Source organism: Pseudomonas sp. Irchel 3A7, from assembly GCF_900187565.1.
In the GTDB taxonomy this organism is placed as follows: Bacteria; Pseudomonadota; Gammaproteobacteria; order Pseudomonadales; family Pseudomonadaceae; genus Aquipseudomonas.
This window is the reverse complement of sequence record NZ_FYED01000021.1, coordinates 41,674-58,748: the sequence shown is the minus strand read 5'-3', so window position 1 is coordinate 58,748 and position 17,075 is coordinate 41,674. Positions and strand designations below refer to the sequence as shown.

The 17,075-nt window shown below is 61.4% G+C and carries 12 protein-coding genes; 8 read left to right on the top strand and 4 right to left on the bottom strand.

Translation table 11 applies throughout. The annotated features are described in order from the left end of the window. The first annotated feature begins 275 nt into the window (after window positions 1–275). Window positions 276–4,580: a DEAD/DEAH box helicase gene (locus tag CKW21_RS28690; protein WP_095197264.1), complete on the top strand. Its 4,305-nt coding sequence runs from the start codon at window positions 276–278 to the stop codon at window positions 4,578–4,580. Between the two features lie 132 nt (window positions 4,581–4,712). On the opposite strand, the gene CKW21_RS28685 is transcribed toward CKW21_RS28690, so the two are convergent. Further along, on the bottom strand, window positions 4,713–6,833 hold the full coding sequence (locus CKW21_RS28685) for a mechanosensitive ion channel family protein (RefSeq protein ID WP_095197186.1): 2,121 nt from the start codon (window positions 6,831–6,833) through the stop codon (window positions 4,713–4,715). Window positions 6,834–7,038: 205 nt separating this feature from the next. Between CKW21_RS28685 and CKW21_RS28680 the strand changes: the two genes are divergently transcribed. The 5 genes from CKW21_RS28680 to CKW21_RS28660 all read left to right on the top strand — a co-directional run bounded on the left by CKW21_RS28680 (window position 7,039) and on the right by CKW21_RS28660 (window position 12,412). Then, a complete protein-coding gene (locus CKW21_RS28680; RefSeq protein WP_095197185.1) occupies window positions 7,039–8,241 on the top strand; it encodes an MFS transporter in 1,203 nt (400 codons plus the stop codon). A gap of 188 nt (window positions 8,242–8,429) precedes the next feature. Continuing rightward, window positions 8,430–9,356 carry a DUF72 domain-containing protein gene (locus CKW21_RS28675; protein ID WP_095197184.1) on the top strand — a complete coding sequence of 309 codons (927 nt, stop codon included), beginning with the start codon at window positions 8,430–8,432 and terminating at the stop codon, window positions 9,354–9,356. Then, window positions 9,353–10,150, top strand: coding sequence for an endonuclease/exonuclease/phosphatase family protein (locus CKW21_RS28670; RefSeq protein WP_095197183.1), 798 nt, complete (start codon window positions 9,353–9,355; stop codon window positions 10,148–10,150). Before CKW21_RS28675 ends, CKW21_RS28670 begins: the two co-directional genes overlap by 4 nt. Then, window positions 10,147–11,439: a cardiolipin synthase ClsB gene (clsB, locus tag CKW21_RS28665; RefSeq protein WP_095197182.1), complete on the top strand. Its 1,293-nt coding sequence runs from the start codon at window positions 10,147–10,149 to the stop codon at window positions 11,437–11,439. Before CKW21_RS28670 ends, clsB begins: the two co-directional genes overlap by 4 nt. Next, a complete protein-coding gene (locus CKW21_RS28660; protein ID WP_095197181.1) occupies window positions 11,426–12,412 on the top strand; it encodes a lysylphosphatidylglycerol synthase domain-containing protein in 987 nt (328 codons plus the stop codon). The genes clsB and CKW21_RS28660 overlap by 14 nt, the downstream gene beginning before the upstream one ends. A 113-nt stretch (window positions 12,413–12,525) precedes the next feature. Here CKW21_RS28660 and CKW21_RS28655 read toward each other — a convergent pair whose 3' ends face one another. From CKW21_RS28655 to CKW21_RS28645, 3 genes are all read right to left on the bottom strand, one after another. Next, window positions 12,526–13,284 carry a S9 family peptidase gene (locus tag CKW21_RS28655; protein WP_095197180.1) on the bottom strand — a complete coding sequence of 253 codons (759 nt, stop codon included), beginning with the start codon at window positions 13,282–13,284 and terminating at the stop codon, window positions 12,526–12,528. Then, a complete protein-coding gene (locus tag CKW21_RS28650) occupies window positions 13,274–14,383 on the bottom strand; it encodes a DUF3182 family protein (protein ID WP_095197179.1) in 1,110 nt (369 codons plus the stop codon). The genes CKW21_RS28655 and CKW21_RS28650 overlap by 11 nt, the downstream gene beginning before the upstream one ends. A gap of 215 nt (window positions 14,384–14,598) precedes the next feature. Next, window positions 14,599–15,591 carry a GlxA family transcriptional regulator gene (locus tag CKW21_RS28645; RefSeq protein ID WP_095197178.1) on the bottom strand — a complete coding sequence of 331 codons (993 nt, stop codon included), beginning with the start codon at window positions 15,589–15,591 and terminating at the stop codon, window positions 14,599–14,601. A gap of 102 nt (window positions 15,592–15,693) precedes the next feature. On the opposite strand from CKW21_RS28645, the gene CKW21_RS28640 reads away from it, so the two are divergent. Continuing rightward, entirely contained in the window at window positions 15,694–16,248 is a 555-nt protein-coding gene (locus tag CKW21_RS28640) for a cysteine hydrolase family protein (RefSeq protein WP_095197177.1), read from the top strand. A 244-nt stretch (window positions 16,249–16,492) separates the two neighbouring features. Beyond that, window positions 16,493–16,993, top strand: a complete 501-nt coding sequence (locus CKW21_RS28635; protein ID WP_095197176.1) for a YkgB family protein — start codon at window positions 16,493–16,495, stop codon at window positions 16,991–16,993. Window positions 16,994–17,075: the final 82 nt, after the last annotated feature.

The window sequence follows — 17,075 nt, the reverse complement described above, 5'->3', positions numbered from 1 at the left end:
TTTTATCGACAGCACTCGCGGGCGATGCCGTCGATAGTTGCCGGAATCGTTGCATTTTGCGGGTTTAGTGCGCAACCGTCATCCGTAAAGTGTAGATGCCCGGGATTTGCATCGCCTGTGCCGGCCTCTTCGCGAGCAGGCTCGCTCCCACAAAGGGGCTGCGGCGTACACCAATTCACTGTGGGAGCGAGCCTGCTCGCGAAGAGGCCTTAATGGCCAACGAAGATCTTGAGCGGTACTTGCATCTTCCCCGTCTCACCCGCATAAATCAGACCATGAACCTGCCCATCCCCGCAGACAGTGCCCTGGACGGCTTCCACCCCGCCGTTAGCGCCTGGTTCAGCAACACCTTCGCGACGGTGACCGCCGCCCAGGCCCGGGCGTGGCCGCTGATCCGTCAGCGCCGCTCGACCCTGGTCGCCGCGCCCACCGGCTCCGGCAAAACCCTGACCGCGTTCCTCGCGGTCATCGACGATCTTGTCCACCGTGGGCTGGACACCGACAGCGGCCTGCCTGACGAAACCCTGGTGGTCTACGTCTCGCCGCTCAAGGCGCTGTCCAACGACATCCGCATCAACCTGCAAACGCCACTGGCCGGCATCACCGAACAACTGCGTGTGATGGGCCTGCCCCCATTGCAGATCACCACCGCCGTTCGCACCGGCGACACCCCGCAAAAAGACCGCTCGGCGATGCGCAAGAGCGCACCGCATATTCTGGTCACCACCCCGGAGTCGCTCTACGTGCTGCTTGGTTCCGACTCGGGCCGAAAAATGCTCGGCACCACGCGTACGGTGATCGTCGACGAAATACACGCCATCGCCGCCAGTAAACGCGGCAGCCACCTGGCCCTGAGCCTGGAGCGTCTGCAGGCGCTCTGTGGCGAACCGCTGGTGCGCATCGGCCTGTCGGCCACGCAAAAACCTATCGAAGCCGTCTCGCGCTTTCTGGTCGGCCGCGATCGGGGCTGCGAAATCGTCGACATCGGCCATGCCCGCCCACGGGACCTGGACATCGAAGTGCCGCCCGTGCCGTTGTCGGCGGTGATGGCCAATGATGTCTGGGAACTGGTCTACGACCGACTTGCCGCCCTCGCCCGCGAACACCGCACCACGCTGATTTTCGTCAACACCCGTCGGCTGGCCGAACGCTTGAGCCGGCACCTGAGCGAACGCCTGGGCAAGGACGCCGTGGCCGCCCACCATGGCAGCCTGGCCAAGGAGTTTCGCCTGGACGCGGAGCAGCGACTCAAACGCGGCGAGTTGCAAGTGCTGATCGCCACGGCCTCGCTGGAATTGGGCATCGACATCGGCGATGTCGACCTGGTGTGCCAGATTGCTTCGCCACGCTCGATCGCCGGATTCCTGCAACGGGTCGGCCGCTCCGGACACCAGGTCGGAGGCACACCCAAGGGCCGCTTGTTCGCCACCACCCGTGACGACCTGATCGAATGCGCTGCCCTGCTCGATTGTGTACGCCGCGGTGAACTGGACACCTTGCAAATCCCCTTGGCGCCGCTGGACGTACTGGCGCAGCAGATCATCGCCGAGGTCAGCTGCCAGGAATGGCCAGAGGACGCTTTGCTGGCAATGTTCCGCCTGGCCTGGCCCTACGCCGCGTTCGACGAAAAACACTATCAAGCGCTGCTGCACATGCTCGCCGAGGGCTACAACGGGCGTCAGGGCATCCGCAGCGCCTACCTGCACCGCGATGCCGTGAGCCGTACCCTGCGCGGGCGCCGCGGCGCCAAACTGACGGCCGTGACCAGCGGCGGGACCATTCCCGACAACGCCGACTACAGCGTATTGCTGGAACCCCAGGGGCTGAACATCGGCAGCGTCAACGAAGACTTTGCCGTGGAAAGCATCGCCGGCGACGTGTTCCAGCTGGGCAATACCTCGTACCGGATCCTGCGGGTCGAAACCGGCAAGGTCCGGGTCGAAGATGCCCAGGGGCAACCGCCGACGATTCCGTTCTGGCTCGGTGAAGCGCCGGGACGCAGTGCGGAGCTGTCGTTGGCCGTCGCGCGCCTGCAAGCACAGCTCGATGAGCTGCTGGCTGCCACACCGGGCAACCTGCAACCGGCCCTCGACTGGCTGACCGAGACCCTTGACCTCAATCTCGCCAGCGCCGAGCAACTGCTCGAATACCTTGCCCGCGCCCGCCAGACCCTCGGCGCCCTGCCGTCCCAGGACACGCTGCTGATGGAGCGATTTTTCGACGAGTCCGGCGGCACCCAACTGATCATTCATACGCCGTTCGGCAGCCGCATCAACCGTGCCTGGGGTCTGGCTCTGCGCAAGCGTTTTTGCCGCACCTTCAACTTCGAATTGCAGGCTGCCGCCAGTGAAGACGCCATCGTGCTGTCATTGTCCACCAGCCACAGTTTTGAACTGGACGACGTCTGGCGTTACCTGCACAGCAACAGTGCCGAACACACGCTGATCCAGGCCGTGCTCGATGCGCCGTTGTTCGGTGTGCGCTGGCGCTGGAATGCCGCAGTGGCCCTGGCGTTGCCGAGCTACAGCGCAGGGCGCAAGGTCCCGCCGCAGATCCAGCGGATGAAAAGCGAAGACCTGATCGCCAGTGTGTTTCCTGACCAGATCGCCTGTGTGGAAAACCTCGTCGGTGAACGGGACATTCCCGACCATCCGCTGGTGGAGCAAACCCTCGACGATTGCCTGCATGAGGCCATGGACAGCGAAGGCTGGCTGGCGTTGTTGCGGCGCATGGAACGCGGCGAAATCCGCCTGATCAGCCGCGACTTGCCCGCGCCTTCGCCCCTGGCTGCGGAAATTCTCAGCGCCAGGCCCTACACCTTTCTCGATGATGCACCGCTGGAAGAGCGTCGAACCCAAGCCGTGCTCAATCGTCGCTGGAGCGATCCACAATCCACCGATGATCTCGGCGCACTGGACTTTGATGCCATCGTCGCCGTGGCGCAAGAAGCCTGGCCAGCGCCCAACGGGGTCGATGAAATGCACGAGGCGTTGATGAGCCTGGCCTGCATCACGGAGGCCGAGGCGCAAGCCAACTTGAACTGGCTCGATTGGTTGAATGCCCTGGCCGACAGTGGCCGCGCCTGCCGTATCAATCACTCGCTATGGCTGGCCCGGGAACGACTGAGCTGCTTGCAGGCGATTTATCCACAAGGTGATTTGAGCCCGGCGCTGCAGGCTTTGCCGGGATTCGATGAACCCTGGAAAGCCGACGACGCCGTGGTTGAGGTGGTTCGTGCCCGGCTCAGCGCGTTTGGGCCTCTGCCGCTGAAGGCGATTGCCGAACCGCTGGGATTGCCGTCGACACAGGTCACCCGGGCACTGGCGCAACTGGAGCGCGAAGGCTACGTGCTGCGCGGTCGCTTCACCCCGGGCCACGCCGAAGAAGAATGGTGCGAGCGACATCTGCTGGCGCGGATTCACCGTTATACGGTCAAGCGTCTGCGGCGGGAAATCGAGCCCGTGGCGTTGCAGGATTTCATGCGCTTTCTGTTCGACTGGCAGCATCTGTCCAGCACCACCCAGGGCCGGGGCAGCGCGATGTTGCCAGCGATCATCGCTCAGTTCGAGGGTTACCCCGCTGCGGCATCGGCCTGGGACAGCGAGATCCTGCCGGCGCGCCTCAAGGATTACGCGCCCACCTGGCTGGATGAGTTGTGCCGCAGCGGCAAGCTGGTCTGGACCCGCCTCACCGCCCGCAACAAAGGCGCCGGCACGGCCCTGCGCAGCACGCCGATTGTGTTGCTGCCGCGCAATCGGGTCGGGCTCTGGAGCGACTTGGCCGAGCAGACGCCGGTGAGCGAACTGTCGCCCAAAACGCAAAAGGTTTATGACTCACTGCGCCAGCACGGCGCGTTGTTTTTCGATGAGCTGGTGCATGAAGCGCATGTATTGCGCACCGAACTGGAAATCGCCCTGCAAGAGCTGGTCGGCGCCGGACTGGTGAATGCCGACAGTTTCGCCGGGCTTCGAGCCTTGATCACACCCGCCAGCAAACGTCAGGCGCGCAGCGGCCGACGTGGGCGCGGAGCGTTTATCGGCGGCATGGATGATGCCGGACGCTGGGCCTTGCTTCGACGCGGCTCGCCAGCGCCGGTTGTGGATAACCCGCGCCCGTTGCCGATACCCGCCGACACCCTGGAACACATCGCCATGACCTTGCTGCGCCGCTACGGCGTGGTGTTCTGGCGCTTGCTGGAACGTGAAGCGGACTGGCTGCCGAGCTGGCGCGAACTGCTGCGCACTTTCCATCGCCTGGAAGCACGGGGCGAGATTCGGGGTGGACGCTTTGTCAGTGGTCTGGCAGGCGAACAGTTCGCGCTGCCCGAGGCGATTCCATTGCTGCGCGAAGTGCGGCGTCGACCCCATGACGGCAGCCTGGTTGCGGTGTGCGGGGTCGACCCGCTGAACCTTGCCGGCACCTTGCTGCCCGGTGCGAAAGTGCCAGCGCTGGCGAGCAATCGGCTGGTGTATCGCGATGGGTTGCCCGCTGCTGCCGAGATCGCCGGTAAACAGCAGTTCTGGCTGGAGCTGGATCAACAGGCCATGGCTGAAGTGCGCAGCAAACTGATCCGGCATTGATGCTGTCCGATCCGGCCCTTCGCGGGCAAGCCCGCTCCCAAAAGGGATTTGTGTCCGACTCAAATCCTGCCTACAAAACAGATCACTGTGGGAGCGAGCCTGCTCGCGAAGAGGCCATCACTGTCCCCCTCCTTACTGAGTGCGCGGCCGATCCGTCATCAACACCGCCGAGTGCTCCGGCTCTGCCGCACCATCGTGCATCGGCTCCGCTTGCCTGGGCATCAAAACCTGCTGTGGATAAGTCTGCGCGAAATGCACCCATGGACTGTTATCCACAAGCTTTTTCAAACGCTGGTTGAACGCCCGGCTCACCGCATATTGCCCACCTGATACCGTGCGAAACTGCGCCGTCAGCACCACACCGTTGAGGTCCATCTTGTCGACGCCGAACACATCCAGCGGACCTTGCAGGTTGTACCTGAGGAACGGGTCGTCGCTGATGGAGTGCCCCGCCTCGCGGATGAGTTCGATGGCCTTGTCGACGTCGGTGTCGTAGGTGAACTGCACCGAAAAGAACGCATAGGCAAACTGCCGTGATTGATTGGTCACGGCCTTGATCTGGCCGAACGGCACCGAGTGCACAAACCCCTTGCCGTCACGCAGGCGCAAGGTACGAATGGTCAGGCCTTCGACGGTGCCGGCGTGCCCGGAGTCGAGCACCACCCAGTCGCCGATGGACAAGGTGTCTTCGATGATGATGAACAACCCGGTGATGACGTCCTGCACCAGTTGCTGGGAACCAAAGCCGATCGCCAGCCCCACGACACCGGCACCGGCCAGGAAAGGTGCCACGTTGATGCCCAGATTGGCCATGGTGGTGATCGCGCAGATCACCACCAGAATAATTTTGATCGCGTTGCGCAGCAGCGGCAGGATGGTCTTGACCCGGGTACTGGGTTGGCGTGCCGAGCGTTTGTTGACCGGTGGTTTCAGGGCTTCCTGGATCGCCGTGTCCAGCACCACCCAGACCATCCAGGTGATCAGGAAGATCAAACCGATGTGGCTCAGCGAGTCGCTGATCGCCCGTCCGACCGAATTGCTCACTGCGAACTCGAACAGCGATACGCCCCAGATGCGCCCGAGAATATCAATGAACACGATGGCCATGGCGATGCGCAACAAGGCGTGGGACAGGTTCAGGAAGCGTTCCTTGTAGGCACTGCTGCGGCGCAGCTCCACTGCGTTGCGCGACTTGAACAGGTGATGCAACGTGGTGCTCAGAAACACCGTGGCAATCAGCAACACCGTGGTAAACAGCGCACTGCGCAACACCTGCTGATTGTCTTCGCTGATGCTGATCAGGTTGATGATCGAAACCAGCACCATCAACAGAATCGGCCAATACCAGAGTCCGGAAAAAATCCGCAGGGTTTCGCGCAAGGCCGGCTGCGAACGCCGCTGGGCCAGCGGCAGAATGCGGATTACCTGAGCCACTGGACGGCGCAGGCGGAACACCAGCAGGCCAAAAGAAATCGATGCCGCCAGACCGGTAAATACCGCCATGCTGCTGGTGAGGTTACTGCCCAGCTGATGAGCGATCTGCGGGCTGGTCAGGGCATCGCTCAGGGCGACCAGAAAGCCGATCAGAAACAGCGGTCGCGGACTGTCCTGGCGAATGATCTGCACCGCCCTGCGCTTGTGACCGGCGTTGAACAGCACCACCAGCGACATCACCAAGGACGCGGCGAAAATGCCGCTGCTGGTGGCATAGGCAAAACACAAGGCCATTGCCCGGCCGGCCGAGACGGGCAAAAACTGGCTGGCATAGATCGTCAGCGGCAGGCTGATCACCGCGGGAATGCTGTAGGGCAACACGTAGCCCAGCAAGGCCTGGCCGCGCTCGCGACTGAGCAGCAAGCGATGCCGGCACAGAAGCTCGGTCAAAAACCTGCCGAACATCCAAAGCAGGCCGAAGACGCCTGCCCACACCGCGGTCAACAGCAGGAAATCCCCCGCCACACTCCAGGCCGACCGGGCCGATGGACGATTGACCAGTTGATCCACTTCATCGGCTGCACGGTCGGCGCGCAAGCGCCAGGCGTCGACCAGGTTTTCGTTGAGATCGAGTTTTTCCTGTACTTCATCGATGCTCGAACTGATGGCCCCCAACAACCCGCCTTGCACCAGCGGTTGCGGATGTGCCGGTGGTGTCGCGGTGGCCGCCGGCAGGCCCGGGATGGCTGCCGCGTCCAGTTCCTCGCTGCCAATTAACAGCAGCGCCCCCAGTAAAATCGCGGTCTTGAGCTTGATCAACGTATCCGCTCCCTTGGATGTGACTGTAAGGAACTGATCGGGAAATGGCCGGTAAGTTCGGTGGTGGCTCCCTCGCCACAGGTATTGCACTGTGCTGGCGATATTTGACCGCTACGCAAATATCAAATGCCCATCCCTGTATTTTTCCGCACAACCCAAACCCCGACACTGCGCCCCATCACATCAATCCACCGGAGTTGCAGCCATGCCCATTGCCTTGCTCGCGCTGACCCTCAGCGCTTTTGCCATCGGGACGACCGAGTTCGTCATCGTTGGCCTGTTACCGACCATCGGCGCCGACCTCGGGGTCAGCCTGCCGTCCGCCGGCCTGCTGGTCAGCCTGTACGCACTGGGTGTCGCCGTTGGCGCGCCGGTATTGACCGCCCTGACCGGCAGAGTCCCGCGCAAATTGCTGCTGTTGTCGCTGATGGTACTGTTCACCCTCGGCAACCTCCTGGCCTGGAAAGCGCCGGGCTACGAGTCGCTGATCCTGGCGCGAATCGTCACCGGCCTGGCCCACGGGGTGTTTTTCTCGATCGGTTCGACCATCGCCACCAGTCTAGTGCCCAAGGAAAAAGCCGCCAGCGCGATCGCCATCATGTTCACTGGCCTCACCGTGGCACTGGTCACCGGGGTACCGCTGGGCACCTTCATCGGCCAGCATTTCGGCTGGCGTGAAACCTTCCTCGCGGTGTCGGCTTTGGGCGTGATCGCCTTCATTGGCAGCCTGCTCTATGTGCCGAAAAACATCGCCCACAGCAAACCCGCGTCGCTGTTGCAGCAGTTGCAGGTCCTCAAACAGCCTCGGCTGTTGCTGGTGTACGCCATGACCGCCATTGGCTACGGCGGCTCGTTCATCGCTTTCACCTTCCTGGCGCCGATCCTTCAGGACGTATCCGGTTTCAGCGCCAGCGCCGTCAGCCTGGTGCTGCTGGTCTACGGCATCTCGGTGGCCGTCGGCAACATCTGGGGCGGCAAACTGGCGGATAAACGCGGCCCGATCAGCGCCCTCAAAATCGTCTTTGCCCTGCTTGCCGCCGTGCTGTTTGTACTGACCTTTACTGCCGCTAATCCGTGGCTGGCGCTGGCCACCGTTCTGGTCTGGGGTGCCGTGGCGTTCGGCAATGTGCCGGGGCTGCAAGTCTATGTGGTGCGTCAGGCCGAACATCACACACCCCATGCGGTGGACGTGGCTTCGGGTCTGAACATCGCCGCGTTCAACCTCGGGATTGCCGGTGGTGCGTGGGGCGGCGGCTTGATCGTTGCGCACATGGGCTTGATCCATACCGCATGGATTGGTGGTTTGGTAGTGCTGGTGGCACTGGCGCTGACCGCGTGGAGCGGCCGCCTGGATCGGCTGGGGCCGGTGTATGCCGAATCCTCGACCCGTGTAGTCGCCAGTCACTGAAAATCCCTGCTCGCGAAGACGGTGCCACATTCGAATTTGATGTGACTGACACACCGCCTTCGCGAGCAGGCTCGCTCCCACAGTGGATCTGCGGTGGTTCGTGAAAAGCTACCGTCCGTAGCCCCGGCGAAACTTTCGTCGTCGCGCCGCAGTCAGCAAAAGAATGGGGCACTCGCACGGGAGGCGACATGGCGGCGATTCACATCGGTATTTCAGGTTGGCGCTACACGCCCTGGCGGGGGGATTTTTACCCAAAGGGGTTGCCCCAGCGACGCGAACTGCAATTCGCGTCAAGGGCGGTCAACAGCATCGAAATCAATGGATCGTTTTACGCCCTGCAACGGCCCGAGCGCTATGCCCAGTGGTACATCGAAACGCCGGTGCATTTCGTGTTCAGCGTCAAGGCTCCGCGGTTCATTACCCACATCAAACGCCTGCGCGACATCCACAAGCCCCTGGCGAATTTCTTTGCCTCCGGGGTACTGGAGCTCAAGGAAAAACTCGGGCCGATCCTCTGGCAATTCCCGCCCAACTTCAAATTCGATGCCGAACTGTTCGAGACCTTCCTCGAACAATTGCCACACAACACCGCCGAGGCGGCCACGCTCGCCCGTCAACACGACTCGCACCTCCACGGCCACGCCAGCCTCAAGGCGTACAAGAAAAAACCTGTGCGCCACGCCGTGGAAATCCGTCACGACAGTTTCATCGATCCGGCCTTTGTCCGCCTGCTCAAACGCTACAACACGGCGCTGGTGATCGCCGATACCGCCGGTAAATGGCCGTATCGCGAAGACATCACCAGTGACTTCATCTACCTGCGCCTGCACGGTGCCGAAGAACTCTACGCCAGCGGCTACACGCCGCAGGCACTGCAACGCTGGGGTGAACGGATCGAGGCCTGGAATCAAGGGCGGCAACCGAAGGATCCCCATTTGATCGCGCCCCTGCAGAAACCCAGGGCGCGTAAATCCCGCGAAGTGTTCTGCTACTTCGATAACGACATCAAGGTCCGCGCACCTTTCGATGCTCGCCGACTGCTGGAGCGATTCGACCTCGACCAGGATTTGGCCACCGCACCCGGTGAGCCCGTTGCCGAAGGAGCATTGCCATGAGCATGCGCGAACCGGTCGGCGTCACCGACGAGCAGGCCACCATCGACACCATGGTGCATCGTTTCACGGTGTTGACGGTGAACACCCACAAGGGTTTCACCGCGTTGAACCGGCGTTTCATCCTGCCGGAGCTGCGCGAAGCGGTACGCAGTGTTTCAGCCGATGTGGTGTTTTTGCAGGAAGTCCATGGCACCCACGAACAGCATCCAAAGCGCTACAACAATTGGCCGGCGATGCCGCAGTACGAATTCCTCGCCGACACCCTGTGGCCGCAATTCGCCTACGGACGCAACGCGGTGTATCCGGCGGGCGATCACGGCAATGCGCTGCTGTCGAAATTCCAGATCGTGCGCCACGACAACCTCGATGTGTCCATCAGCGGCCACGAGAATCGCGGGATCCTGCATTGCGTCTTGCGCCTGCCCGGCGAAGGTCCGGAGGTGCATGCAATTTGCGTCCACCTGGGCCTGCGTGAAAGCCACCGCAACGAACAACTCAAACTGCTGGCCCGTCGTCTGCAAGAGTTGCCAGACGATGCGCCGGTGGTCGTCGCCGGAGATTTCAACGACTGGCGCCTGCGCGCCGATGCCCTGCTCAAGCCCTGCGGTTTGCGCGAAGTGTTCGCCGAGCACCACGGCAAGCCCGCACGCAGTTTTCCCGCACGGTTGCCGGCGTTGCGTCTTGACCGCATTTACGTACGCAACCTCAAGGCTAGCTGCCCACAAGTATTGACCACCCGGCCCTGGTCGCACCTGTCGGACCACGCACCGCTGTCGGTGGAGATCGAACTATGAGCACCTCACCGATGGAAAAATCCACTGTGGAACCGATTGCCGCGCCGCCGACCAGCGCACCCGCGCCGGTCGACATCGAATATCGCTGGCAAGGCAGTAACCGCGTCGAACTGCTAGAAAACGGCGAGGCCTACTTCCCCCGGGTGTTCGAGGCCATGCGCCAGGCCAAAACCGAGATTCTCCTGGAAACCTTCATCGTATTCGAAGACAAGGTCGGCGAAGAACTCAAGACCGTGCTCATCGACGCCGCGCAACGGGGCGTGCGCGTCACCGCCAGCCTCGACGGATTCGGCTGCGGCGAACTGAGCAGCGGTTATCTGACCGCCCTCAGCGGTGCCGGTGTGCACTTGCAAATGTTCGACCCGGCGCCGAAGCGCCTGGGCATCCGCACCAACTGGTTCCGCCGCCTGCACCGCAAGATAGTGGTCGTGGACGGGACCGTTGCCTTCATTGGCGGGATCAACTTTTCCGCCGATCATCTGGCCGATTTCGGCCCCGAGGCCAAGCAGGATTATTCGGTTGAAGTGCAAGGCCCGGTAGTGGCCGACATTCATCACTTTGCCCTGCTGCAATGCGGTCGTCCCGCACGGGCCAAATACTGGTGGCAACGACGCCGCCAGCGTCGGTCGGAACTGGCCGTCACTGATCACGATGGCCAGGTGCGGCTGGTATATCGCGATAACGCAGAACACTCGACCGACATCGAAGAGGTTTACCGCCAGGTATTGCGCACTGCGCAACGGCGCGTGGTTATCGCCAACGCTTACTTTTTCCCGGGCTACCGATTGCTGCGCGAGATCCGCAACGCTGCCCGCCGCGGTGTTGATGTGCGACTGATTCTGCAGGGCCAGCCCGACATGCTGGTGGCCAAACTGGCCGCGCGCATGACCTACGACTACCTGCTCAAGTCCGGGGTGAAGATCTACGAATATTGCGACCGCCCCTTGCACGGCAAGGTCGCACTGGTGGACGAGGACTGGAGCACGGTCGGCTCCAGCAACCTGGACCCGTTGAGCCTGTCGATGAATCTGGAAGCCAATGTGTTGATCCGCGATCGCGCGTTCAATCGTGACCTGTTTGATCGACTCGAAGAACTCAGCGACAACCACTGCAAAGCCATGTCGGTGGACGAGGCCCCGCGCGGGCGCGTCTGGCACATGACCGTGGGGTTTCTGGTGTTCCACTTCCTGCGGCATTTCCCGGCATGGGCCGGTTGGTTGCCGGCGCATAAACCACGCCTGAAAGCCTTCACCTCACCGACCGGGAGCGATCCGCATGAGCCGCACTGAAACCCAGGCGGCGCCCCACGCCGACCATCCGGCCAAATCACGCTGGAGCCGTTGGAAAAGACCGCTGACAATGTTGTTTTTCCTGGCGCTGATTGTGCTGTTGACGATGTTTGCCCAGCGCATCGAATGGGGCGAAGTGCTCGACACCCTGGCCGACTTCAAGGTGCGCACGCTGATCATCGCCGCCGGGCTGACCCTGACGAGTTTTCTGGTCTACGCCTGTTTCGACCTGATCGGCCGCACCTACATCCGCCAGAACCTGACCTGGAAACAGATCCTGCCGGTGGGGATCATCAGTTATGCCTTCAACCTCAACCTGAGCGCCTGGGTCGGCGGCATTGCCATGCGTTACCGGCTGTATTCGCGGCTCGGCGTGAGCAAAAGCAACATCGCGAAAATCCTTGGCCTGAGCCTGGCCACCAACTGGTTCGGCTACATGGTGATTGCCGGGGCGGTGTTCAGCAGTGGACTGGTACGCATGCCCCCGGGCTGGAAACTCAGCAGCGACGCGCTGCAAGGTGTAGGCGTGTTGCTGTTGCTGGTCAGCGCGGGCTATCTCGCGGCGTGCCAGTTCTCCAGACGCCGCGAATGGTCGATACGCGGTGTGGAAATCAACTTGCCGTCCATGCGCATGGCGATTCTGCAACTGGCCCTCGGGGCGCTGAACTGGTCGCTGATGGCAGCGGTCATCTTCACCCTGCTGCCCAGCAAGCTCGACTACCCATTGGTGCTTGGCGTGCTGCTGATCAGCGCTATCGCCGGGGTTATCACCCACATACCGGCCGGGCTCGGCGTGCTGGAAGCGGTGTTTGTGGCACTGCTGCAACACGAAGCATCGCGAGGCAGCCTGGTGGCGGGGTTGCTGGCTTATCGGGCGATTTATTTTCTGTTGCCGTTGTTGATCACCCTGGTGATGTATTTGCTGGTGGAGGCCAAGGCCAAGTCGTTGCGGATTGCGAAAAAACCCAAGTGATTTGCAGTGTCTGAGCGGGCGCCTTCGCGAGCAGGCTCGCTCCCACCTGTTGAAATGCGTTCTCCTGTGGGAGCGAGCCTGCTCGCGAAGGCGTCATGACTGACACCACAAAATCATTTGGACTGAATAATGCTCAACCGCTCACCCACCACCATTTCCGTGATCCAGCCCACGAGGATCGAGGTGTAGGCCTGCTGTGAAACGGGATCGTTCAGCGCATGATCGGCACCGTCGATAATCCGGTGCGTCAATGAGTGGGTCTGCTGACACGCCGCGCGGTAACTCATGATGGTCGCGTGGGGCACGTAGTCATCGGTCTCGGACTGGACCAACAACACATCGCCGGTAAATTGCGAGCAGGCATGCAGTGCCCGATTGTTGTCGGCGCGCACCAACGTACTGCGGTAATCGCGCAAGTCGAGCTTGTCCAGATCACGCTTGGGCGTGTGCCATTGTTCGTCGCGATACAGCGCCGGCACCCGCAGCGCCAGCCATCGCACAGGGCGTAGCGACGTGAGGATCGAGGCCAGGTAGCCGCCATAGCTGGTGCCGACCACGGCAATCGCCGAGGTATCCAGCGCCGGATGCGCGAGCAGGCGATCGTAGGCCGCCAGCAGGTCGCGAAGGTTGTCTTCACGGGTCACCCGGGTCAGCGGAATGCCAGTGCCGCCGGTATGCCCGCGCAGGTCGAAAGTCAGGCAGACACAACCCAGGCCGGCGATGCCTTTGGCCCGCTCCAGGTCCCGCTCCTGACTGCCGCCCCAACCGTGCACGAACAACACGCCGGGGACCTTCGATTTGGGACTGAGAAACGTCCCGCTCATCTGTTCATCATCGATGTCGATTTGAATGCTTTCGCTTCTAGCCGTCATAGGATTTGACCGTTACGTACTTGAGCAGGAAATCACTGTTTTGCGCTGGACCACGATACACCTCGATGGCGTCTGCGGGCAGCGGCTGGTCACTGTAGGTTTCCACCGAAGACACACGGATCGCGCGCATTTGCGGGTCATTGACGAAGCTTTGCAAAGCGGCCACTTCGGCGCTGCTGGCACCGCCCATGCGCCAGGATTGTTCGAGTACGCCGCTGCGGTGTTTGCCATCACTGGCCACGCCCTGGGCAATATCGTAGTTGCGCCGCGAGGCGTAGAAACCCGGATAGGCTTCATCCGCGGCGCTGTCGAATACCTGCGCCTGCTTGATCGCCAACCGCACGCCATCAGGCAGATCCAGCGCCAACAGGTCGTGATAGTCACCCTGCACCACCAGCAAATCAGAGCCGCCATAGACCTCTTCGCCTTCAGCGTCCTTGGTCAAGTATTGTTCACCGCAGTAACTCAGCACTTTGTCGCCGATGAAACTCTGGCCGACGCTGTGGGCGACCACCTGATCCAGGTCCTGCTCCAACACCACGCCTTCAGTGAACAGGGTTTTGACCTCGGGCCGGGCGAGCATTTCGTCGAACTGGTCGAGGCTTTTGATCACTTCCTGACCGCGCCCGGCGCAGGCGTGAATCGGCTTGAGACGGATCGGGCCGTTGTAAAGCAAATGCTCCGCAGCGGGTCGTGCATCATCAAGGGAGAACACGCTGAGGCCATCGAGCACGACACCACGTACCCGTTCGGAAAACAGCGGTGCCCAGCCTTTCGGCGCATGGGCATGGCGGTTCAACAAGCCGTGGCTGATGGCTTTGGTGCAGATGAAGTCATGTTCGACGTAACCGCCCCATAAATCCTCCGGTCCCCTGATTCCCAGTTGCCGCGCGGCTTCGGGTCCCACCAGCGTCTGGGTCGGCAGCAGGTAAATGTCTCGACCGCGATGCTGCTCCGGGTCGTAACTGCCACCGAACTTGAGCCCGAGGATTTGCGCCAGCCACTTGGCCAGCGCCCGATTGGTTTCGATTTCATGCAATGGCGCGTCGGGGTGCACCGAATGGGCAACCACCAGTTTCTTGCGGTTTGTTGGGGTCATGCATCCCCCTTCAATCGGTGCTGGATGAATGTAGTTGAAGGGGTGCAGGGATCAGGCCAAGCGCGGTAGAGGAGGAACGGTATTCAAATCAGCCGGTTACATAATCAGTGATGGCTGCGCGTCGTTTTATTCTGCACGACAACCTTCAAGACTCTGGCATTTTGCACGATTCAAGACCAGACGGATTTTCCCACAAAAGATTTGCGGTGTTTCGACTATCGGGATGCGGCGATTGGTGTCACCCCAAACCGCGTCCGGTAATCACTCGGCGCCAGCCCGGTGATTTTCTTGAACGTCGAGCGAAACGCCCCTGGGTCCTGATAGCCCACGGTCCAGGCAATGTGATCGATGGTGCCATTGGTGAACTCGAGCATTTCCCGAGCCTTGCCGACCCGCAGGTGCTGACAGTACTCCGTGGGCTTGAGCCCGGTCGCCGCGCGAAAGCGGCGCAGGAACGTGCGCTCCTCCAGCCCTGCCCGTTCGGCCATTGCCGTCAGTGACACATCGGTGGCGCCAGTGCTTTGCAGCCAGTGCTGCACCTTGAGAATCGAAGCATCGCCATGGCTGAGGATCGGCGCGAAGTTGCTGCCACATTCACTGGCACTGTCGCTGTGCTCCACCACCAGAAAACGCGCGGTGCCGGTGGCGATGCTTGGCCCCAGCAGGCGATCCACCAGGCGCAGCCCCAGTTCGGACCAGGCCATCAGCCCCGCCGTGGTGATCAGGTCGCCGTCATCGACAATGGGCGTATCGGCCTTGAGCTTGATCGCCGGGTAACGTTCGGCGAAGGCTTTGGCCGAGGTCCAGTGGGTGGTGGCGCTACGGCCGTCGAGCAGACCGCTCTCGGCCAACAGAATCGAGCCCACACAGACGCCGCCCAGAGTTGCACCCTGGGCATGTTGCTGCCTGAGCCAGTGAATCAGCGCCTGCGGTGCCTGGCCTTCTGAGAACCCCGCAATCGACGGCGGAATCAGTACCGCCACCAGTGCGCCGTCCGCAGCGGGATGGCTGTCGTAGACCCGGGCGGGCGGGTGATCGCCTTCCACTCGCCAATGGCTGACCCGCAACAGTGGCAAGTGTGCGACCTGATGCTCGGCGGCGATCCGGTTGGCCACCCCGAACAGATCAGTCAACCCATGCACCGCCGCCATCTGCGCGCCGGGATAGATCAACACGCCCAATTCGGCAATTGCCCTTTGTGCGTCCATTGTCAGTTTTCCCCCTTCTATTGTCGGTGCGGCCAATCCCCGGACGGTCTGCCAAAGCCAATACTTCATTCCACACCCAAACCGCACTTCGAGGAAACAGTCATGGCCAAGCAAGCACTCATCGTAGTCGATATCCAAAACGACTACTTCCCCCAAGGCAAGTGGCCGCTGGTCGGCGCCGATGCCGCTGCGGACAACGCAGTCCGCCTGTTAAAGGCCTTTCGCCAGGCCGGTGATTCGGTGGTGCACATCCGCCACGAGTTCACTTCCGACGCCGCACCGTTCTTCACCCCCGGCTCCGAAGGCGCGAAGCTGCACCCCAAAGTCCTCAACCAAGGCAATGAGCCGGTGGTGCTCAAGCACTTCGTCAACTCGTTCCGCGAAACCGAACTGCAGTCAATCCTCGACCAGCAAGGCATCAAGGAACTGGTGGTTGTCGGCAGCATGAGCCACATGTGCGTCGACGGCATCACCCGCGCCGCCAACGACCTCGGTTACAGCGTCACGGTGATCCACGACGCCTGTGCCTCCCGTGACCTGGAGTTCAACGGACTGACCGTGCCGGCAGCCCATGTACACGCCGCGTTCATGTCTGCGTTGGGTTTTGCCTACGCCAACGTGGTGTCCACTGACGAGTTTCTCGCGAACGCCCAGTAACCGCTGATCCAGAGCAAAAACGAAAAAGCCCATGGCCTCGAACGCCATGGGCTTTTTTTTGCCGGTGGGTTTGGACGATCTGCACTGAACGCAATACCGCCAGAACCCTTATGCGTTAAGCCACGGACAACAATAACTCCACTCCCAACGTAAACCGCGGGGGTTCAGGAGATACCGCACCAACTGTTTGCCTGGTTGTTTTACGCACTTAACTTTTGAACCGAACTCACTGGAAGCCTGAACAATGAACACGATGAATATCAGTACCGACAGCTTGTCGAAAAAAACATCCCTCGGCGTCAGCACCATGGCGCTTGGCACCTACGGCATCTACTTCGCCCTCGCCGTTATCTACTTCTGGTTCGGCGGCATGAAGTTCACCCACTACGAAGCAGAAGGGCTGGTTCCGCTGGTGAGTAACAGCCCATTGCTGGGATGGGTGTACAACATCTTCAACGTGGATCTGTTTTCCGCTCTGCTGGGTGTTCTTGAGGTCTCGATCGGTCTGTTGATCGCAGGTCGCCTGCTGTCACCGAAGCTTTCGTTGATCGGCGGCGCCTTGTCTGCGGGGCTGTTCATTACGACGCTGAGCTTCATGTTCTCCACCCCAGGCGTGATTGAACCTGGGCTTGGCTTCCCGGCCATCAGTGTTGCGCCCGGTCAATTCCTCCTCAAGGACCTTGGATTGCTTGCCGCTTCCATCTTCGTAGCGGGCCATTCCTTGACCAAATTGGAAAGGTCTTGAGCTGAAATCTTCAGAGTGGCGATGGCCTGAAAACAGTTTGATGTTTTCAGGCCATTTTCCATTTCCGCTTCAAACAACGGAC